This window comes from Nonomuraea sp. NPDC003560, from assembly GCF_042878785.1.
Taxonomy (GTDB): Bacteria; Actinomycetota; Actinomycetes; order Streptosporangiales; family Streptosporangiaceae; genus Nonomuraea.
Window position 1 is genome coordinate 20,578 of record NZ_JBIAOF010000005.1, and the last position, 18,224, is coordinate 38,801.

Sequence of the window (18,224 nt, forward strand, 5' to 3'; positions counted from 1 at the left end):
GAGCAGCGATGAACCGCAAGAGGAAGTTCAGCCTGTACCTGCTGGCCGCGTTCGCGATCTTCTACCTATTCACCCGTCCCGCCCAGGCCGCCACAGCTGTGCACGGCGTCTTCGACGGGATCGTCCACGGGGCCAACCAACTGTCGGTGTTCTTCACCAGCGTCCTCGCCTGACAGGTGGCTGTTGCGGGTGTCCGCCACGACGAGGGGGCGTGGCGGACGCCCGGAGCAGCCAGCTCCCCAACGGAGGAGGACACCTGTGGGACTGTTCAGCAGCAAGAAGAGCAATGCCCCCGACCCGCCGCCGGTGCGGCCGGACCTCGTACGTGAAGCGCTCACGGCTGGCATGAAGTGGCTCGCCGGCGACCCTGATGGCGACGACTTCGTGGCGAACCGGGACCGGTATTACCGGGCGCTGAAGGGGTCCACCCAAGCGGAGGTCGACTTCGTGGAGGCCGCTCTTGAGCGGCACGGCTACCAGCCGTGAAACCGTCGGCCGGCTCACACACAGGACGCCGGCAAGAACCCTCTCTCGCACCGCTAGATCCCTACCCTCAACACGAGGAGACCACCGTGAGCATCGACCAGATCCGCGAGACCTGCTGGGACTGTAAGGGCGCCAAGGTCAAGGACGGCATGACCTGCTCGATGTGTAGGGGCACTGGCGAGATCACGACGACACCGCTCGTCCCTCAGCAGTAGCGCTCGACGGCTTGTGAGCCCCGGCCTTCCCACGATGGGGCCGGGGCTCACCCCTTGGCGGCCTCACGCAGCTTCGCCTGAACCTTCATCTTGTCGCCGGCCGGGAGATCCTTCCAGAACGGATGCCGGTGCAACGCCTCGACCGCCTGCAGCCGCTCCTCCCGCGCTGCGGCTAGGGCCTGACGCTGCTCGTCGCTCAGCTCCGCCTCCAGCGCGGTGATGGCGGTCGGCGCTGGCTCAGCGTCCACCAACTCCTGGCAGCGCCTCTCGGCCGCGTAGAACGCTCGCTGTGCCTCGATCAGGTCGTCGGGCAGTTCGTAGTCAGCCATGGCGGTCTCCCCCGGTTCAAATTGATGCGAAGGGAATCCTAGAACAGGACATAACGCTCTTCCGTTATAGACACGATCGGGAGAGAATCGAACACATGAGCGAGACGCGCGGAAACAGGCAGGGCCTTCACCAGCCAAGATCAGACGCCTATCCTGAGCCCATGCCAGTCTCAGCTCGCGACGTAGCAGCCGCCCTCCGCGAGCGGCACCCAGGACTGGGCCGCGTCCAGGTACATAAACTCCTGTACTTCGCCCAGGGACACCACCTCGCAACGTTCGGCCGGCCACTGTTCAGCGACACGATCTGCGCCTGGGACATGGGGCCCGTGGTGCCCACGCTGTGGCATGAGGAGAAGACAGGCGAAGCCTGGTATCAGGGAGTCGGCGAGGAGACGTACGCGCCTCCCCTCAGCGAAGCTGAGCTCAACACGGTCGGGTACGTACTGAGCAGGTACGGCCGACTGAGCGGCAAAGACCTGGAGAACCTCTCCCACAGCCAGGATCCATGGCTGGACGCCAACGAGCGCCGCATGCCGGGCGGAAGTGTCCGCATCGAGGTGGAAGCCATCCGAGAGTACTTCGCCGCAGCGGAAGACGCCGACGACGAGGACGGCATCCGGCTCGACTCCGACCAAGTACGCGCATGGATGGCTGGAGTCGAGGAGCGGCGTCACATCCCGCGCAAGCCAGACGACCCCGAGAAGCTCCGCGCCATGCTGGCAGCCGCCCGTGGCTACTAACGACGCCTCACCGTACAGGCTTGAAGGCTTCATCGAGTGGATGGAGATCTGGGAGAAGAACGAACCCGTCTCGGCCATCTCGGAGCAGAGGCGCATCGCTGTACTCGACTGGATCATGAGCAGGTTCAGCGACCCGTACGCTGGCGCACGTCGGGAACCAGTCGATGACAACTACTGGTTCGCGAAGATTCCGTGGACGTTCCACGACGGCCAAGTGGTCGTCTGCAACTTCTGGATCTACGAGTCGGAGCGGCGCGTAGTCTGTGACCAGATCGGCACACTTGGCTGGCCGGTATAGCTCGCCCGCGCGAATGCCCTACGGCGAGGACTCGGCGCTCTGTACCTTCATGGCCATGTCGAACCCGCCACCCGAAGGACTGCTCCTACTCAAGGGCAACCTCCTCGTTTGCCCCTCCTGCGGTGAGACCTACGGCACCCACGTCAACACCGCTTATGTATCCGCTCGCCGCGAAGACCGCGAACCGCAGGAAATCCATGTCCACGGCATCACCGGGGAAGTGAGACACGACAGCGAGGAGGCCCCAGTCGGGAGCAAGATCGGCGTCGGCCGGCGTCACCGCATCGCTCTGACGGGCTGGTGCGATGGGTGCCAGGGCGAGTTCGCCATCATCTTTACCCAGCACAAGGGCGAGACGTACGTGGAGACGCAGCTAATCAACACCGGGCCGACCTACGTGACTGGCCGCCGCAGTTCTCTCTGAGACAGCGCTCCCCGCATAACGCCAACAAGCCCCCGCCCGATCCGCGAGGACCGGGCGGGGGCTTGTCATTTCGGTGGCCGAACGCGGTTCACAGCCCTACCGTCGAGGCATGGACCGAGACCGTGACCACTTCGCACAGCTGACTACCCCCTCCGGCAGTGTCGTTGTGATCCCCAACCTCACTGCTGAACAGGCCCAGGGCGTGGCCGACCAGTACGGGCCGCCCGCCGATCCCATCCCCCGCCCAGTCGAAAGCGCCGACACGAAGGACTGCGGGCGGTGCGGAGGCCAGGGCTACTGGTACGAGACGGTCGAGGTGACCACTCCGTCCGGCGGCACGGTCACCACCCAGAAGCGCGTCAACTGCCGGCCGTGTGGTGGCACAGGCCAGGTCCCGAAGTAGCCGCTATACAACGCGAAGAAGCCCCGCCCAGTCCCGAAGGACTGAGCGGGGCGAAGCGTTTTGCGGCTGTTTGATTAGTTTGTTTCCGTGACGCCAAAGCGCATCAAACTCGGCTGGTCAGCCCTCTTGATGGACATTTGATGGCTGATCACCAGTACATCCACTTGGCGTGGCCTCGATGCCGGGTCGGCTCAGGCTCGACACCCTTCAGCAGGGCGAGCCGTACCCGCTGCCGTGCTCGGCGATCGTACAGGTTGCAGTCCTTGCCGATCCCAGCGAAGGAGCCGCCGTAGCGCATCCAGCTCATCCACGCTGGCCTGTCCTGCTTCTGGACCCGGTAAGGCATGGTGTTGTCGGTGCGGGACATGCGAACCCTCTCGGGCCCGCCAGTCGGTCTGGCGTGGCCCTAGTAGTCCGCGCCCGAGAACCTTCCACTCATGAGAGGCATCCTCCCAACATCCTCCTAAACGAGGAAGAGGCCGGGCCACCCGTAGGTGACCCGGCCCTCTTCGTGCTCAGCCTGTTACCGGAGTTCGGCGAACTCCGCGCCCTTACGCCTGTAGTAGTCAGCGACCCGCTGCTCTGGCTTCCCTATCGCCCACCTGGCGATAGGTGCTGCGTCCACAACACGACCATCACGCACGACGATCGCGAACGTGGCGTACGCGAGCGACACCCAGAACCAGCGCTCCATCCATCGGAGGCTAGTACGGGCGACCGACAGCCTTCTCAGCCCGCACGAAACCCGGAGCGGGGTCCGCGGCGGGCGTGAGACCGAGCGGCATCAGCACCATCAGCGCGGCGTTGAGCGCCACCAGGAGCGCAGCCTGCGTGACACTGGAGATGTCGAACCCGAAGGCCACGATGCCCGTCAGAATCGTCTGCACCGCACCGGTCAGAGCGCTGGCGACGATCGGACGAGTGGCGAACGCGACCCAGACAGCCACGACGCCGGCGAGGATCGTCACCACCGCATCAGCGATGGTCTCCGTCAGACCCCACGCCTGAACTGCGGGGACGGTGACGAGGAAGGCGAGGACCGCCTGAATGGCGTGCAGGATGACTGCAGGCTCACGACCGAAGATCTTCATGTCAGCCTCCTACTTGACGGTGTAGCCGCCGTTCCAGTCCCAGCTCTTGCTGTGGACGTCCGTGACACCAGACGTCAGCCACACCGTGTCCGCGTCGTTGTTGAAGACGTGACCCGCGGTGCCGCAGTCGACGTCGCTGTCCGCGAACAGCCGATACTCGCCGGAGGCCGTCTTGTAGTTGCCGCCCACACGGGCGCCGTTGAACACGGTCACGGTCTCGCCGACACCGAGCACAGCACCGGAAGCCTGACCAGGCAGAGCGTTGATCACGTACTTGTTGCAGGTGTGCGGGCCGCTGTTGCCGTGCGACCAGTTGTCCTGAACGACCAGGCCCGTGATGTCGACCGGCAGGCGGGAGTTGCTCTTGAACGTGACGAACTCGCGGTTGCGGTTGGCGAACGTGTCGCTGCCCATGGCGTCGGTGCCGACCTCCACGATCTGGAGCGCACCGATGGGCACGTCAGCGGAGGCCGGGATAGCGCCGACGAGACCGGCGGCGAGGGCGGCAGTGGACAGGACGATCGCGCTCTTGGTGATGCGCATTTTGAGGATGCTCCTCGGGGATGGGGATACAGAAGAGGCGGCCCCTCTGTGGGACCGCCTCGGGTGACTGAGAACCGTGCTCAGGACGACGTTTCTCAGTCGTAGATCAGTTGGTTTCGTCGTGCCAGCCGGGCACCAGGCCGTCAGCCCAGGCCCCAGCTAGAGACGTTTCAGCGTGCTCGCGTAGACCGTCTTGATCGACGGCACCGAGCGCGTCGTAGAGGGGGCCTTCAGGGCTGTTCCAGCGAGCCCACAGCCGGGAGAACAGGCCGTCGCTCACGACACCCTCAGCAGAGCCGCGTAGGTCAGCGGGCCCACCACGCCGTCATCGGCGAGCTTGGAGCGGCGCTGGAACGCCTTCACGTCCTCGCAGAGGGCGGCGTCGTACTTGGTGGACTCCTGCCACGAGCGCAAGCCCACAGCGCCGCCGTACACCTTCTCGTTGAGGCCGCCCCGGGCGAACAGCAGCGCCCGCACGGTCTTCACGTCGTAGCAGTCAGCGCCAACCGACAGAACGGGCAGAGCGTTCACGATGTCCTCCGTAGGGTTCTTGGCTGGCGCGTCGACGAGCTCGGCGGGCATGCCTGCGTTCACCCACGCCTGCAGCTTGGAGCCGGGGCATTCGGTCGGGTAGCGGTCACCGTGGCCGAGCTTCTTCAGCGGGCGCCCAGCCTTGCGGCAGGCTTCGTCGTACAGCCGGCGGATCGACCGCTTCGCCGCGTCGGTGGGGTCGTTCTCACCGATGTAGGCGACGCCGATGCCCGTCCTGTTGTGGTTGGGGCAGTGGGCGCCGACGACGAGCCAGCCGCGGCCTTCGTAGATGACGCCGTCGTCGTCGACGAGGAAGTTGTAGCCGATGTCCGACCAGCCTCGGGAGGTGCCCATGTGGAAGTCCTGGATCGACCTCAGCGTCTGCGTTGGCGGACCGTCGGTGTGGTGGACAAAGAACTCCGTCCTCGTCGACCAGGGCACCGTGAGCCGGTTCTTCGGGTCACGCGCGTTCCAGCCCGCCCGAGTGATGACCTTCACAGCGCCTCCTTGTGCTTGCGGCGCTTGGCGCGCCAGGTCTTGAGGATGATCAGAAGACGCCAGCCGAGCACCACCGGCAGGCCGACGAACGCGATCGAACGCAGGGCGCGGATGACGTCGTTGTCGGGGAACCACACCCGCAACGCCCACAAGCCGGCCAGGACCGCGAGTTCGGCCTGGAACGCCATCACATGCCTGCCTGCGGCTGTCTCCCACCAGCGGGCCAGCAGCGCCTGCGAGACCACACAGGCGAATGCGATCAGGGCCGTGACGACTAGGAGGACGTTCCCGATCAGAAACAGGGGGTCATGCATGGCCGCCTCCGAACGCGTCGTCCAGCAGGGCGGCGAACCCGTTCGCCTCCCGCAGCTCGCGCAGCCGTTGAGTGATCGACCGGATTCGTCTGGCGCGTTCGCGTGCCTGCCGCAACTCCTGCTGAGCTCGGAGTTTCGACTCGGCGGCTTCCTGCTCGGCGCGTCTCATCTCTTCCTCTGGCGTCATCGCTGAGCCTCGCTCTGGCGCTTGCGTATCTCTTCCAGCAGCGCCATTGCTGTCTGGCTGCCCTCGGCCGCGGCTTGCAACGCTGCGCGGGTTTCTTCGGCGTGACCTTTACGGGTGAGGTCGTGCGCCTGCCGCTCGATCTCGTACAACTTGCGCCACTGCTCGGCTTCCTTGGTGAGCCGGTCCACAGACGGTTTCGGCGCGATCCAGCCCTTGAGAAAGAGGACGAATGCGAGCCCAGCAAGACCGGCGTTCAGGAGGATGCCGATGATGTTCGGGTCCTGCACACGCGTACCTTCGATCTTGAGTTGGATTGGGGTGCCGTCCCGCCCGCATCCTCAGCAGCGGGACGGCACATCTATGAGTGACAGTGAGGCCACAGGGCCGACGACTATGAGGGGCGAGAGCGGCCGTGGATAATGATCAGGTGATGTCAGGACTCGTGTGGGTTTTACTCGCGGCGGCCACCGTGAACACCTTTCTGGGGGCCTACACCGTGATCAAGGGCCATCCGCCTGCGTGGATGTCGCGGCGCTACAAGCGCCGTCCAGGGCGCCTCACCGGCTGGGCGAATCTCCTGACGTCGGTGTTCATCGCGCTGCTCGTCATCAACATGTCGGGCGGCGTTCCGCTGGACGCGAGTCTGCCGTTGATCGTGATTCAAGCCCTGTGCGGCTTCGGAGCCCCGGTACTGATGATGGTCGACCGGGGCGAAGCGCAAGCCCACGCGGACGGCCACGAACGGGTGGGTTAGACGATCAAGCCGTTGAGCCGCATCGTCGACAGGAGCGCGTTGAACCTCGACTTGGTCTGGTTCATGAGCGCCTGCTCGAAGCTGCTGTAGGTGGAGCCGGCGTCGCCTGCGGTGACGTCTCCCGGGTCGCCGATAGTCGTGGGAGGGCGAAGCTGCACCTCCGAGCCGTTGCCGCCCGGCCGGAACGTCAGCCGGCCGCCCTTGATGTAGATCCGACCATCAGTGGCTGGCATGCTGCCGGTGTCGGGGGCGGCCATGCCGCGCATGATCCACCCTTGCGACGCCTCGGTGAGCGCGGGCCGTGACTTGAGCTGCGCTTCCAGGTCCTCGACGCGCTTCTGCAGGGCCCGGATCTCGCCCATCAAATCGTTCGGGAAAACGTCAGGCACCCGGGGCCTCCTGTCCTTCCAAGACCAACTGGGCTTCTTCCTTGCCGCTGTCACGGGAAGTAGGGGTGACGCGCATCCCGATCACTCGGCGGAGCCTGGACTCGCGGACGTGCCACTCGTTGTCCAGCTTGATCATTGCTGTGTCGCCGAGACTGTTCGGCGTGAGCGTCGGGTTGGCGCCGAGAGCGATCGTCACCTGATCCACCCGCAGCGCGCCGGGAGCTCGCGCTGCCCAGAAGGCGGCGTAATCGTCCAACGTGGCCTGCACGGTCGCCGTCGGGTACGAGATCGTCCGGTCCAGCCTCGGCCACCCTGCGGCCAGATGAGCGGTCGCGGCGGCAACGGTGGACACGAGCGGAGTCGCCGACGTCGAAGCGTCCGTCGAGATGGACGAGCCGCGCGCCCGCCACCTCGTCGCCCCTCGCAGAGCGTCGATCTCCTCCGACCATTCCAGGATGTCGCCGCCGTGAGAGGAGTCGACGAGGACGTGCTGCGGATCCGACTGCCCGAGCGTCGGGTAGCCCCACCGCCACTGCCGCTCCAGCACCCCCGAGTTGAGAGCTAGGTCGATGACCCATTCGAAACCGTTGTCGACCTGAGCCAACTCCACGAGCCGCTGCCCGTAGGTGCCGCCCTCCGAGTCCAAGTAGGAGCGGGTTCGTAGCACCCCTGAGGTGCCGGCCTGGAGCACCAGTCCGATGTTGGCGTTGGCCTGCGCCATCGCGTGGCTGAGGAGCTGCCGGGCGATCTCGACCTGATCGATACCGGTGTAGAACAGGTCCGTCTGGATCTCGACATGGCTGAGATAGGCGTCCAGAGTGGAGCCCCTGAGCTGCACAGTGGGGATGCCGCGGCGGGACCGTCCGATCGTCGCCGCCGTGATCCAGTACTCACCCCATGGGACGCCGTCTCTGAGGATCTGGCAGGAGATGACGCCAGGCCCGCGATCGAGGACGGTGTCGTCGAGCGGGATGATGTCAGCGACCTGCGCCCGTACCTTCCGGTTCGGGATCGGGATGCTGGCCGAGAACGAACCAGCCTGAAGGAGCCGCTTGTCGAACGAGACGCCTTTCAAGTCCAGGTCGCCCAGATACTGCCGGTCAAGGACTCGGATGAACGAGTACCTGTAGCGGGACGTGCCGCGGCCTGGGGTGAACGGCTGGCTCGGCGGCGGGTCCGGGACTTGGGCTGTGGACGCCTCCACCACGACGACCAGCGCCGCACACGCCAACAGGGTCGTGCTAGCCAGGTGGAATTGCTGCCCCGTGGCCGTCGTGGACACGACGTTGCGCCACACGACCTGCCCGGACACGTCATCCTCGGACTGGATGTCCGCCAGCTCGGCGAACCCCACCGGGACCGACCACGACACCGCCGCATTCGACGGAGTACCGGCAGCGAACCGAAACTCCAGCCCGCTCGACGTGGCCGGCACGATGCTGGGCGAGATCGCCGCCTGGCTGTTCGTGAACGCACTCCCCAGCCCCACCTGCGGCTGAGTGGTGACCGCGCCGGCGATCGCGACGACGACACACACGCCGTCGGCGGTGCCCCCCTGTGTGATCGTGTACTGGGCGGGTTCGGCGTTGGTGCCGAGCCGCCACCACACGTCCACCGCCGACAGGACCCCGGCCAGGCCCTCGATGTGGCCGATCCTGGTCCAGGTGCCGCCGCCCGAGAGGTTGGCGACCCCTCCGCCGTCCACCGTCAGGAAAGCGAGCAAGCTCATCCCGGAAGTGACGCCGGCGGGGGCGTTGACCTGCCACGCCCCCGTTTGGCCGATGCCCTGCGTCCATGAGCGGATAACGGCGGCCAACGATCCACCGCCTCACCACGTGTCGTGCAGGTCAGAGAGTGGCGTCGCGCCAGAAGAAGTCCGCGCCCTCGCCGCCACCCGACGTTGCGGTGTAGAGGATCGTGTTCGAGCCGGGGCCTAGAACGAAGTCCTGCACCGGCACTGAGGAGCCGGTGAGCGCACTCATCTTGGACACGCCGGCCAGGGTGATCGTCCCGCCGTCGGTGTCGATCTCCAGCACCTGCCCCGACGTGAGCGTGATCGACAACTGCAACGTCCGGTCCGACGTCTGGTTCGTTAGCACCGGATTAGTAACCGGCCCCTCGATGCGGATCAGCGGATGAGACGCGGCGTTACCTGCGTTGCCGAGCCCGGTGGTGGTGTTCAGCGGGACGGTCACGCCGTACCGCTCCAGCGAGTACCGGCGAGGATCCGCACACGCGATCAACAGGCTGACGGTCGGCAAGCCAACGTTGTAGTCGCCATCCAGGTCGATGTCGCGGGCGATGACCTGCCCGTACGCGAGCGTCGGAGCCCCATACGACTTGATCACCAGCGGTAGCGGATCCTCCGAGTCCGGGATGCCGGTCGCCGCCGCGAGCTGATCGATGACGGCGTCGATCTGCGTCGGATCCGCAGCCGAATCCGGCTGCAGCTTCAAGGTCACCAGGCGCTGCTGGGCGAGCTTTCGCGCGTCCCACGCGCCGTGCCGGTTCGGTCTCTCCTCGTTGAGGTTGTCGATGTTCGGGGTGCCCATCCACCCCTGCACCGGCAGCAGCACTCTGACGCTCGTGCTGGGCCCCCACAAGGTGCCGTTCCACTCCACCTCGCCGTTAGCCCCGGTAAGACTGTCTCCGGGTTTGATCGGGACGGTGACCGAGATCGCCGGCCACTCCGAGACGCTCTCGAACGGCGGGAGGGTGAACACCTGGTCCCGATGGAGCGTGATCGCCGGCCACTCGCTGATCGACTCGAACACCGAGAGGTTGACGTTGGCGTTCGGGGTGACGACGCTGACCGCAGGCCACTCCGACACCGACTCGAACGGCACCAGCCCGATCGGCCGATCCCACATGCGCGGGTGGCGGACAACGATCGGACGGTTGGGATATGCGCGTCCGGAGCGGGCCACCGGTCACCCCCTCACCAGGATGCGGCGCGATGCACAGCGGTCGGCGGCGTCCAGACACGGTTCGGCGGAACGGGTTGCTCCTCGATCACCTCGACCGCGATCCACGTCCACGACGCCGCCGAGGTGCTGAAGGCGTCGAAGTTGAACGTCACGCCCGTGCCGATCACAGCGGTGTTGGCGGCCTTCACCACACTCATGCCGGCCGTGTTGATGCCGCGCACCCACACCTGCTCGTCGTCAGTGGAGGTGGGGGCGCCACCTGCGGCGGTGTCGCGGGCCACGGCCAGGCCGCGGCTGTTGGCCACCGTGCTGTTGTAGCCGGTCGGGCTGATGTTGTTCGTGGTGCTGCTGCCCGATCCGGTCGCGCCGATCGGTGTACCCAGCCCGGCACCGGTAACCACGTAGACGCTGAATCCGCCGACGAACGTGGCCGCCGTGTCGCGCGCCACCGTCACGGTCATCCCCGTACGAGCGTCCGGAACTGGAGCAGTCCAGATCGCGTCCTTGGAATCGGCGGTGATGTGCCGTTGAGTCCACGTCAGCGCGGCACCCGAGTTGGACAGCGCCGCCAGGCCGCCGATCATCGTGCAGGCGACCAGAAGGCTCTGTGCGGGCGCGTCGAACGCAGCGGTCGACAGGGACGTGGCCGAGGCGGTGGATACGAGCGGCGGCGACGTGGCGATCGCGATCGCCATCAGCAGCGCTCAAACAGCATGCCAGCGCGCACATTGACCGTTGCGGGGGCCGTGCAGCGGATCGCGAAACCCTCACCGAGCGCCGAATCTGGCGTGTCCCCGAGGGGCCAGTCGTAGAAGACGACGCCACCGTTCGGGGTCAGCAGGAACGACTCGATCACCGTGAGTGCCGTCGGCTCTGTCGTCCAGTTCTTCGCCGCAGTGAAGCCCGTGGCGGGGGCGCGCCCATAGGCTTGCACGATGCCCGGCGTCGCCAGTGCCGTGCTGTTCGTGCCAGGCGCGTTCGCGCTGAAGGAGCACAAACACACCTCGACCACCACGGGAACCGCCGAAGCGGTCACCCCGTCGAAAGAGACCCGGAACTTCTTCAGGTCCACGCCGTGGTTCGCCGTCGTCGCCCCGGACTTGACGCCCAGGATCGTCTTCGCTGTCGCCGCCCCCAGCGCGACCGCGCCTTCTGTTGTGATGCTGTATCCGCTCTTGGCCACGAAACGGCCTCCTTACATGCGAAAACCCGCCATCAAGGGCGGGCGTTGAGGTCGAAACGGGGGTCAGGCGGCGTTGCGCAGCACGGTCCGCCACAAGCCGGTCGTGTCAGGCGTCACTGTGTAGGTGCCGTCGCTGGAGTCGTAGGTGGCGCCGAACCAGCGCAGCATGAACGCCCTGTTCGACAGGCTCGACGCGTACACGAGCAGAGCGTCAGCGGCGATCGTCGCCGACGTCCACGACACTGCGGAGAACCGCCATCCGACCTTGTTCGCCGCACCGGCCAGCTCGGCAAACGACACGACGGTGAGGCTGCTTCCGCCCGCTGTGTATCCGGGCCCGGTCGTCTCTCCCGAATTCCACGGCGCCGTCCCGTAGGCCGGGCTGACCTGCGAGAAGTCGGGGGTGACGCTGCCCGTCCACAGCGCGCCCTTGAAAACGCCAGGCGTGGTGCTGCCGACGTCGATGGTGATCTGCTGGCGGACGACCTTGATAAAGGTGTCGTTGAACCAGCCGTCCTGAGTGATGGCCATGACGCTCCCTCAGGCCAGGTTGATCGTGACGTGCTTACGCTGCTTGCCTGACGGGGTGGTCTCCTCCGTCACGATGTGGCCGGCCGTGTCCCGGGTGGCCTTGAACCGGCCACCTTCAGGAGTCGGCCCCTCGGCCACTTCGTCCCGTGTGGCGGATGTCCACCCGGAAGGCCGCGTCTGGATGTTCTTTTGCCGCAGCCGCTCCGCGTACGGGATGTCCTCGGCTTCGTTTTCAGGCATGGCTGAGCCCGCCCTCCTTCGTTGATGTTGGTAAGGGCGGACTCAGCCGCGCGTGTACAGGTCGGCCTTGGCCCACAAGATGTCGGAGTCGACCGTCTCCTTCACGGTGGTCCCGTAGAAGTTGACCGTCTTGGTCACCTGCGGGGCGACGCTCGCACTCCCCGAGCCGTTCGAGCCCGCGCCGTACGAGCCGCCCAGCCCGCCATAGCTGCCCGAGATCTGCTGAGGCTTGGACACCTTCGACGCGTTCACCGGGCCGCTCGCATACCCAGAGACCGGCTGAGAGCCAGACACCATGCCGCCGGCCGGCTTCTTCGTCGGCTGGTTGCCCGCGATGAACCCGCCGCTCTTGCCCTTCAGTGACCCCATCGACTTGGTAGCAGTCGCACCGACCGCCCCGCTCTTGGACGAGCCGGCCTTCGTGGAGCCTGTCGACTTCTTCGCCGACGCCCCGACCTCCTCCTTGATGGAAGCCATGGTCTGCGTCAGCTCGTACACGCTGCCCGTCAGACCATCCACTGAGCCGGCCACTGTCGAGGACATGTCCGCGACGCCAGTGCCGAGCAGGTCGATGCTGTCCCCGATCACCTGCGATCCCGACAGCCACGACTGGTCAAGCTCCGCCGCCGACGCCCCGACCTTGCCGATCGAAGACGTCAGGCTGCCCGCCTGACCCATCGTGGATTGCAGGGACCCCATGACCGCCTGCAACCCGCCGGCCACCTGCATGCCGCTCGCGTCGATCGTCACCGACAGATCCGACAGAGACTGAGCCGCCTTCTGGTTGCCGAGCTGCAGGCCGAAATCGTTCGCGACCTGCGCAAGGATCGCGATCGCCCGGTCCCGGTACTGGGACGCGTACGGGATGTACGCCTCCTTCCCGGCCTCACCGAACACGGTGTTGCTGCCGGACACGAACGTCGCCTGATTCGCGACCATCGGCTTGATGCCGCCGGCTGCCATCAGATCGGCGCCGCCAGCCTGGATACCGCCCGCGGCCTTCTTCTTCGGTGGCGTTGACGGGGCCTTGATGCCGATGGGGATGTCGTACGGCTTGATGTACGCCTGCAGCAGGTCGTGAAGCTTCTGCTGCGCTGCCGTCGTATCAGCCGTGATCTTCAGTTCCTTGGACTTGAGCTGCGCGAGGACGTCTCTGAGACCCTTCGCCGAGCCCATGGCCTTGTCCGCGTCGGATCGGGAGATACCGTACGCCTCGGCCAGCTTGAGGATCTGCTCACGGGCCTCGCTGTTCTTGCCAGCCAGAGCAGCCAACTGCGGAAGCTGCTGCAGGATGGCGCGAGTGCCGTCGGTCGTCCGACCGCTCAGCGTCTGCGCCCCGTCAGCCGCCGCCTTCACCTTGTCGATATAGCTGATGAACTGCTCGCGCGCTGCAGCGACCGCTGCCCGCTGCTTGTCCGTCATGCCGGCGCTGATCTCCAGCTTGCCGTTCGCAGCCGCGATTGCCTTCTCTGCCTCGTTGAATGCCGCCTTCAGGCCGTTCATCGCCTGGATGGCGTCCGTCCGGTTAGCGAAGGTATCGAGCGTCGTGTTCAGGCCACCCACCTTGTCTGCCGCACCGCCTGCCGCACCGCCCATCGACGTGAGCGAATCCCCCGCCGCCTTGGCACGGATCGCGGCAATCTCCTTCTGGTGGTTGAGCTTGTCCAGCTCCTCGCTGAGCGCGTCAACCCTGTCGCCGGCGGTCTTCCCAGCGCTGGTGAAGTAGATCCATTCAGCGATATTGGCGCCTTGCTGAGCTTCCTGCTCCTTCAGCGCCTTCGTGACTGCCGCAATCTGCTGGTCGAGGTTGTCGCCAGCACCGGCCTTGACAACGTCAACGAACTTACCTGCAGCCTCCGTGGCCGCCGCAAATCTCTCTTCCAGAAGGATCAATCCGCCTGCAGTCGCGGCTCCTCCAGCGATGGCACCGACGCCGCCGAGCTTGTCCCCAAGACCGCCAACTGCATCACCGAGCTTGGACGCTCCCGTCTTGGCCTTATCGAATCCGTCCCGCAGGGCGCCAAGCTTGCCAGGCATGTCCAGAAAGAACCGTGCGATCCCAAGTCCGGCCTGGGCGGCCTTGATAGCAATGATGGCCACAGCGATCAATCGGATGTGCTCAGGGTCCATCCCGGCCGTCAGCTTGGCGAGAAGGCTAAGGCCGCTGAAGGCACCCACACCGAGCGGGGCGACCGCCTCGCCAATGTTGCCGAGGGACTTGGCGAGGTTCTTCGCCAGCTCCAGCACCTCGGGAGCGTTCTCCTTCACGTAGGCGATGAACTCGTGGAACTCGGGAGAGTTCTTGAGGTTCTGTCCCCACTGCGAGAACGCCAGGCTGGCCTTCTCGATCCCGCCAACGACTGTGGGCGTGAAGGGCAGGAACGCGTCGATGATCCCGGCTACCCCGGTGGTGACGTTGAGGAACGAGCGCCCCAGGCCGGTTAGAGCTCCGGGAACCTGGGTGTTGAGATTGAACAGGAACTGCTGCCAGAACGGGCCGGTCAACGCCTTCTCGGCGTCCTGTCCAAGCGTCAGGAAGGCGGCGCTGGCACTCTTGGCGAGCGGACCAGCTTCGTTCAGCCCCAGTCGCATCAGGTCAAGCCCCTGAGCGATGACCGGGAACACGTTCGGCTCCAGGCTGCGCTGCCAGGCGACGTACTCGTCCTTGAACTTCTTGATGTTCTTGGCGAGCTCGATCTCCTGCTTGTTCAGGCCGGCGAACGCGTCCGCCAGCTTGGACGCTCCACCGCCGCCGCCGGACATCGCCGCCTGCTGCTGCAGGTGCAGCTGCTTGAGCTGTGCTTCCGCCTGCGCGACCTTGTCCTGGGCTTGCTTGAGCTTGTCCAGGCCGTCCTGGTACTGCTTGGTGCCCTTGACGCCGGCCTTGTTCGCCTCTGCGGTGTCCTTGCGGGCCCGCTGGGTCTTGACCTCCTGCTCGCGACTGCGCTGCTGCGCCTGCTCCAGCGAGAGCATCGCGCGCTCAAGCTCAAGGTCAGACGCCTTGCCCTCGTCATGCTTCCCCTGGACTTCGGCCAGCCGAGCCTCGGCCTCGCGCACGGCCAGAGCGGCGTCCTTCTGGGAGAGGATGCTGCGTTCGAGGCTGAAGTTCATGTCCTCCAGGGCTCGCCTACCAGCCTCGCGCGCCCTGGTCAGGTCCTCCTGGGCCGCCCGCTCCTCGTTCTGGGCGTCCTTGAGTCGGCGCTCGGCCTGCTCCAGTTGCATGGCCTGCTGAGCCGCCTGAGCCGCGGACTGGCCAGCACCGCCTGTCGCACCGCCCGCCGACTTGGCCGCCGACTCTTGGGCCTTTAGCGCCTCGTTGATCCGCGACAGAGCAGGGACCGCCACGGCACCGAAGGCTGCAGCGCCCGCGCCAGCTGCGGCGAACGCACCGCCAAGCGCTGTCACGCCGACTGCGAGAGTCGTCACTGCAGGCAGGGACGCGAGAGCCGCGCCCACCATGGCGATGCTGCGCAGCGCGCCGGCGACATCTGCGTCTACCTCGACCCGCGCGTCCTTGCCGTTGAGGCGGGACACCTCAGCGTCCACGGCGCGCAGCTCGGCGAGGGCGGCGCCAATGTCGGCCTTGACGTTGATGTCGGTCTCGGCGCGCTCCAGCTTCTCCAGCTCGCGCTCGATCTCCTGGATCTGCGCCATCGCGTCGGCAGCGCTGATGTCGATGCCGATCTTCTTGTCGCCGAGCGAATCCATTTGAGAGCGGAGCTGCGCAAACTTGATCTCGGCAGCGGTCGAATCCGCATCGATCTTGATTTTCGGTAGGGCGCGAGTCGCCGCCTCCAGGCGCTGCCGCATCCGATCGGCCGAGGCGCCCGTCTCCGTCATCTGACGGGACAGGTTCTGCGTCTCCCCCTTCGCCTCCCGCATGCCCGCAACGAAGCCGCTGACACGAGCACGAAGGTTGATCGATATGGAGCGATCGGCCACGACCCACCGCCCCTCAGATCACGATTTGAGCCGTTTGAGTCAGATGGGGTGATGGAACGTGGCATCATCGCTGCGGATCGGGGGATCCGCGCGACATCAGGAGTGCCAGATGCCGAACATTGGGCCGTCCGAACTCATCGTCATCGCCATCGTTGGTCTGCTGTTCTTCGGCGCCATCGTGGGCGCGACGATCTACATCAGCTCTAAGCGCGCCCGCCGCCGCTAGGACACCTGTTCCACGTGATCGAGCAAAGCATCAGGTCGGACCGTCGGCTTCTTAGCCCGCTCGTCTCGCGCCTTGATTCGCTCGTCGCATCCGTAACAGCGGGCCGGGTCCGGCACGTGGAAGCTGTGAACAGGCTCGCCGTTCTTCATCGCCGTGGTCTCCTCCAACTGGAGGCCGCAGTTCGGGCATTTGCCTGCGACCCACCGCCGCCACGCCTGCGCCCACGACACGTCCTCGGGCAGCCAGCGAGGTTCCCACGTCGTCACCGTGCGAACGAGCCGGTCGCCCTCGTACACGAACTCCGTCGTAGCCTGCGGTTGGCGTCCCAGCAGTTCACTGCGTGGGACGCCCCACATGGCGGCTACTTCGAGCTCTTCCTGGAGGTCTGAAGAATCGCGGAGGCGGCGAAGGAGAAAGGGACGTCCACCGCCCGCTTGTTCACAGCGAAAGCGGCGACGTACAGGCTCTCCCACTGAGCGTCGGTCAGCTCGTCAGCGAGCAGGCCGGCCTCCTCCGGAGTCATCTGGTGGGAGACGCAGCAGGCGGCCACGAGCTGGACGGGGAACAGTTCCCAGTCGACGTCGGCGCCCTTCTCCCGCTCCTCGTCGCTCGGCGGGCACGCCGCCACGAGATCGGAGTACTCCTTGCGGGGCAGGCCGCGGAACTTGAACACGGTGGTGTGCTCGCGCATCCGCTCGCGCAGCTCCATGATCTGCTGCGCGATCTGGGTAGCCATCGGGTTGGCTCCCCCGGCCAGCGTGCCGTCGGCGGGCTGGTCGCGGGCGATCTGCAGGTCTCGCTCCAGGTCCTCGAACTCCGCCTGAAGGTCACCGGCCAGGCAGATCGACACCGTCTTCTCCGGCCGCTTGACCCGTCCGATGATGTCCGCGATAGCCGCAGGCGTGGTCGAGGTCACGCGGCCACCGTCGCCTCAGTCGTGTAGGTCCCGCTGGAGTACAGCTTGAGCTGAACCTTCTCATAGCTCTCGCGCTCGGGAGCCATGGGTCGGCGCTCGCCGCAGGTCACGGTGTAGACCTCGACCTTCTGCGAGGCGGCGTAGCCAGTCGCCGCAGCCACGCCACGCCGCACCACGAGATAGCCCGCCGTGCCGCGGGTCATAACCGACCACATGCGGTCTGCGCCGGCGGAGCTGTCCCTGTAGTACGTGAGCTCGATCTGGGCCTTGCTGCGACCGGGCGACTCGAAGTCCTGGGTCGACGCCAAGACGTTCCCTTCCACCGTTCCCTCATCGAACGAGATGTCGAGACCGTCGTCGGTGACGGTGTTCTCCAGCGCGACGATCGCCGAGTCGGTCAGCTCCGACACTGTGGGCGCGGTGATCGACGCGATCGACGGCACGAACGTGGCCTTGGTGTTTCCATCAGTGAGGCGCTTGGCCATGGCCTGCTACTCCTTATCCTGGGCAGGCCGAACGGCCTTGCTGCTGGTCTTGGGGGACTCGGCGGGCTTGGGCTCATCGCCGGTCTCGGGGTCGTCGAGGATCGTGTAGCCCTCGCGGTCTTGCCAGTAGCGGAGGGCGGTGGCGTCGATCTCGAAGGTGTTGCCGTACATGTCGCGGACAGTCCGAGTGCTCATCGGCTACACCCGCACCACGTAGTAGGTGACGGACGTGGTGGCGGACCAGGCGAGCGCGATCAGGCCGTCCGCGGGGTCAGCCCACTCCTTCTTCAGCCGGACGAATGCCGCACCGGAAGCGGGAATGGTCGCAACCGGATCAGGCAGTGCAACGCCGTAATCGGTGTTGCCCGGCACGGCCGGGGTCGCGGTGACAGGCACGCCCGAGCCGTTCAGGATGACTAGGGCGAGGTTTTCGTCGGGGGTGATCTTGTCGCCGGAGGCGGCATTGCGGACCGTCAGCACGGTCCCTGTGATCGTCGCCGCCTGAGCGTTGTAGGTAGCCATGCGGGCTCTCCTCAGGGCATGAAAAAAGCCCGCCGTGGCGGGCTGGGGAC

Annotated in this window: 32 protein-coding genes; 9 read left to right on the forward strand and 23 right to left on the reverse strand. The window is 66.1% G+C overall.

Annotated features, from left to right (window positions below; all coding sequences use genetic code 11):
• Window positions 1-8: 8 nt before the first annotated feature.
• The 3 genes from ACFYUV_RS20395 to ACFYUV_RS20405 all read left to right on the forward strand — a co-directional run bounded on the left by ACFYUV_RS20395 (window position 9) and on the right by ACFYUV_RS20405 (window position 701).
• Window positions 9-173, forward strand: a complete 165-nt coding sequence (locus ACFYUV_RS20395) for a hypothetical protein (protein WP_387670420.1) — start codon at window positions 9-11, stop codon at window positions 171-173.
• A gap of 85 nt (window positions 174-258) precedes the next feature.
• Window positions 259-486, forward strand: a complete 228-nt coding sequence (locus ACFYUV_RS20400; protein ID WP_387670421.1) for a hypothetical protein — start codon at window positions 259-261, stop codon at window positions 484-486.
• A gap of 86 nt (window positions 487-572) precedes the next feature.
• Window positions 573-701 (forward strand): hypothetical protein, encoded by a 129-nt coding sequence (locus ACFYUV_RS20405; RefSeq protein WP_387670423.1) that lies wholly within the window; start codon window positions 573-575, stop codon window positions 699-701.
• Between the two features lie 47 nt (window positions 702-748).
• Here the strand turns inward: ACFYUV_RS20405 and ACFYUV_RS20410 are convergent, their stop codons facing one another.
• Window positions 749-1,030, reverse strand: coding sequence for a hypothetical protein (locus ACFYUV_RS20410; RefSeq protein ID WP_387670424.1), 282 nt, complete (start codon window positions 1,028-1,030; stop codon window positions 749-751).
• Between the two features lie 95 nt (window positions 1,031-1,125).
• Here ACFYUV_RS20410 and ACFYUV_RS20415 point away from each other — a divergent pair, with 95 nt between their 5' ends.
• The 4 genes from ACFYUV_RS20415 (at window position 1,126) to ACFYUV_RS20430 (ending at window position 2,895) form a co-directional block, all read left to right on the forward strand.
• Window positions 1,126-1,770 carry a Panacea domain-containing protein gene (locus tag ACFYUV_RS20415; RefSeq protein ID WP_387670426.1) on the forward strand — a complete coding sequence of 215 codons (645 nt, stop codon included), beginning with the start codon at window positions 1,126-1,128 and terminating at the stop codon, window positions 1,768-1,770.
• A complete protein-coding gene (locus ACFYUV_RS20420) occupies window positions 1,760-2,068 on the forward strand; it encodes a hypothetical protein (protein WP_387670428.1) in 309 nt (102 codons plus the stop codon). Before ACFYUV_RS20415 ends, ACFYUV_RS20420 begins: the two co-directional genes overlap by 11 nt.
• Before the next feature lie 55 nt (window positions 2,069-2,123).
• On the forward strand, window positions 2,124-2,492 hold the full coding sequence (locus ACFYUV_RS20425) for a hypothetical protein (protein ID WP_387670430.1): 369 nt from the start codon (window positions 2,124-2,126) through the stop codon (window positions 2,490-2,492).
• 166 nt (window positions 2,493-2,658) lie between these two features.
• Complete coding sequence (locus ACFYUV_RS20430; protein ID WP_387670432.1) at window positions 2,659-2,895, forward strand: hypothetical protein; 237 nt, start codon at window positions 2,659-2,661, stop codon at window positions 2,893-2,895.
• 148 nt (window positions 2,896-3,043) lie between these two features.
• Here ACFYUV_RS20430 and ACFYUV_RS20435 read toward each other — a convergent pair whose 3' ends face one another.
• The 9 genes from ACFYUV_RS20435 to ACFYUV_RS20475 form a co-directional block, all read right to left on the reverse strand.
• Entirely contained in the window at window positions 3,044-3,262 is a 219-nt protein-coding gene (locus ACFYUV_RS20435) for a hypothetical protein (RefSeq protein ID WP_387670434.1), read from the reverse strand.
• Between the two features lie 156 nt (window positions 3,263-3,418).
• Window positions 3,419-3,589 carry a hypothetical protein gene (locus ACFYUV_RS20440; protein WP_387670436.1) on the reverse strand — a complete coding sequence of 57 codons (171 nt, stop codon included), beginning with the start codon at window positions 3,587-3,589 and terminating at the stop codon, window positions 3,419-3,421.
• Window positions 3,590-3,599: 10 nt separating this feature from the next.
• The gene (locus ACFYUV_RS20445) at window positions 3,600-3,986 is read right to left on the reverse strand and encodes a hypothetical protein (RefSeq protein ID WP_387670438.1); all 387 of its coding nucleotides are present in this window, start codon (window positions 3,984-3,986) and stop codon (window positions 3,600-3,602) included.
• 9 nt (window positions 3,987-3,995) lie between these two features.
• Complete coding sequence (locus ACFYUV_RS20450; protein WP_387670440.1) at window positions 3,996-4,529, reverse strand: hypothetical protein; 534 nt, start codon at window positions 4,527-4,529, stop codon at window positions 3,996-3,998.
• Window positions 4,530-4,635: 106 nt separating this feature from the next.
• Window positions 4,636-4,809 carry a hypothetical protein gene (locus ACFYUV_RS20455; protein ID WP_387670441.1) on the reverse strand — a complete coding sequence of 58 codons (174 nt, stop codon included), beginning with the start codon at window positions 4,807-4,809 and terminating at the stop codon, window positions 4,636-4,638.
• Window positions 4,806-5,558, reverse strand: a complete 753-nt coding sequence (locus tag ACFYUV_RS20460; RefSeq protein ID WP_387670443.1) for an N-acetylmuramoyl-L-alanine amidase — start codon at window positions 5,556-5,558, stop codon at window positions 4,806-4,808. The genes ACFYUV_RS20455 and ACFYUV_RS20460 overlap by 4 nt, the downstream gene beginning before the upstream one ends.
• Window positions 5,555-5,872 carry a hypothetical protein gene (locus ACFYUV_RS20465; RefSeq protein WP_387670445.1) on the reverse strand — a complete coding sequence of 106 codons (318 nt, stop codon included), beginning with the start codon at window positions 5,870-5,872 and terminating at the stop codon, window positions 5,555-5,557. Before ACFYUV_RS20465 ends, ACFYUV_RS20460 begins: the two co-directional genes overlap by 4 nt.
• Window positions 5,865-6,041 carry a hypothetical protein gene (locus ACFYUV_RS20470; protein WP_387670447.1) on the reverse strand — a complete coding sequence of 59 codons (177 nt, stop codon included), beginning with the start codon at window positions 6,039-6,041 and terminating at the stop codon, window positions 5,865-5,867. The genes ACFYUV_RS20465 and ACFYUV_RS20470 overlap by 8 nt, the downstream gene beginning before the upstream one ends.
• A 14-nt stretch (window positions 6,042-6,055) precedes the next feature.
• Window positions 6,056-6,346 (reverse strand): hypothetical protein, encoded by a 291-nt coding sequence (locus ACFYUV_RS20475; RefSeq protein WP_387670449.1) that lies wholly within the window; start codon window positions 6,344-6,346, stop codon window positions 6,056-6,058.
• Between the two features lie 143 nt (window positions 6,347-6,489).
• Here ACFYUV_RS20475 and ACFYUV_RS20480 point away from each other — a divergent pair, with 143 nt between their 5' ends.
• Window positions 6,490-6,813, forward strand: coding sequence for a hypothetical protein (locus ACFYUV_RS20480; RefSeq protein ID WP_387670451.1), 324 nt, complete (start codon window positions 6,490-6,492; stop codon window positions 6,811-6,813).
• On the opposite strand, the gene ACFYUV_RS20485 is transcribed toward ACFYUV_RS20480, so the two are convergent.
• The 8 genes from ACFYUV_RS20485 to ACFYUV_RS20520 form a co-directional block, all read right to left on the reverse strand.
• Entirely contained in the window at window positions 6,810-7,202 is a 393-nt protein-coding gene (locus ACFYUV_RS20485) for a hypothetical protein (RefSeq protein WP_387670453.1), read from the reverse strand. The two genes, ACFYUV_RS20480 and ACFYUV_RS20485, sit on opposite strands and share 4 nt — an antisense overlap.
• Complete coding sequence (locus ACFYUV_RS20490; RefSeq protein WP_387670454.1) at window positions 7,195-9,018, reverse strand: hypothetical protein; 1,824 nt, start codon at window positions 9,016-9,018, stop codon at window positions 7,195-7,197. Before ACFYUV_RS20490 ends, ACFYUV_RS20485 begins: the two co-directional genes overlap by 8 nt.
• 31 nt (window positions 9,019-9,049) lie before the next feature.
• On the reverse strand, window positions 9,050-10,129 hold the full coding sequence (locus ACFYUV_RS20495; RefSeq protein WP_387670456.1) for a phage distal tail protein: 1,080 nt from the start codon (window positions 10,127-10,129) through the stop codon (window positions 9,050-9,052).
• Window positions 10,130-10,140: 11 nt separating this feature from the next.
• On the reverse strand, window positions 10,141-10,824 hold the full coding sequence (locus ACFYUV_RS20500) for a hypothetical protein (RefSeq protein ID WP_387670458.1): 684 nt from the start codon (window positions 10,822-10,824) through the stop codon (window positions 10,141-10,143).
• Complete coding sequence (locus tag ACFYUV_RS20505) at window positions 10,824-11,312, reverse strand: hypothetical protein (RefSeq protein ID WP_387670460.1); 489 nt, start codon at window positions 11,310-11,312, stop codon at window positions 10,824-10,826. The genes ACFYUV_RS20500 and ACFYUV_RS20505 overlap by 1 nt, the downstream gene beginning before the upstream one ends.
• Window positions 11,313-11,375: 63 nt before the next feature.
• A complete protein-coding gene (locus ACFYUV_RS20510) occupies window positions 11,376-11,843 on the reverse strand; it encodes a hypothetical protein (RefSeq protein WP_387670462.1) in 468 nt (155 codons plus the stop codon).
• 9 nt (window positions 11,844-11,852) lie between these two features.
• Window positions 11,853-12,083, reverse strand: a complete 231-nt coding sequence (locus tag ACFYUV_RS20515; protein WP_387670464.1) for a hypothetical protein — start codon at window positions 12,081-12,083, stop codon at window positions 11,853-11,855.
• A 42-nt stretch (window positions 12,084-12,125) separates the two neighbouring features.
• Window positions 12,126-16,025 (reverse strand): hypothetical protein, encoded by a 3,900-nt coding sequence (locus ACFYUV_RS20520; protein WP_387670466.1) that lies wholly within the window; start codon window positions 16,023-16,025, stop codon window positions 12,126-12,128.
• A 109-nt stretch (window positions 16,026-16,134) separates the two neighbouring features.
• Here ACFYUV_RS20520 and ACFYUV_RS20525 point away from each other — a divergent pair, with 109 nt between their 5' ends.
• Window positions 16,135-16,251: a twin-arginine translocase TatA/TatE family subunit gene (locus tag ACFYUV_RS20525; protein ID WP_387670468.1), complete on the forward strand. Its 117-nt coding sequence runs from the start codon at window positions 16,135-16,137 to the stop codon at window positions 16,249-16,251.
• Here ACFYUV_RS20525 and ACFYUV_RS20530 read toward each other — a convergent pair.
• The 5 genes from ACFYUV_RS20530 to ACFYUV_RS20550 form a co-directional block, all read right to left on the reverse strand.
• Entirely contained in the window at window positions 16,248-16,547 is a 300-nt protein-coding gene (locus tag ACFYUV_RS20530; protein ID WP_387670470.1) for a hypothetical protein, read from the reverse strand. The two genes, ACFYUV_RS20525 and ACFYUV_RS20530, sit on opposite strands and share 4 nt — an antisense overlap.
• A gap of 65 nt (window positions 16,548-16,612) precedes the next feature.
• Window positions 16,613-17,167, reverse strand: a complete 555-nt coding sequence (locus ACFYUV_RS20535) for a hypothetical protein (protein ID WP_387670472.1) — start codon at window positions 17,165-17,167, stop codon at window positions 16,613-16,615.
• The gene (locus ACFYUV_RS20540; RefSeq protein WP_387670474.1) at window positions 17,164-17,652 is read right to left on the reverse strand and encodes a hypothetical protein; all 489 of its coding nucleotides are present in this window, start codon (window positions 17,650-17,652) and stop codon (window positions 17,164-17,166) included. Before ACFYUV_RS20540 ends, ACFYUV_RS20535 begins: the two co-directional genes overlap by 4 nt.
• Before the next feature lie 6 nt (window positions 17,653-17,658).
• On the reverse strand, window positions 17,659-17,847 hold the full coding sequence (locus tag ACFYUV_RS20545; protein WP_387670476.1) for a hypothetical protein: 189 nt from the start codon (window positions 17,845-17,847) through the stop codon (window positions 17,659-17,661).
• Between the two features lie 3 nt (window positions 17,848-17,850).
• On the reverse strand, window positions 17,851-18,174 hold the full coding sequence (locus ACFYUV_RS20550; RefSeq protein WP_387670478.1) for a hypothetical protein: 324 nt from the start codon (window positions 18,172-18,174) through the stop codon (window positions 17,851-17,853).
• Window positions 18,175-18,224 lie beyond the last annotated feature (50 nt).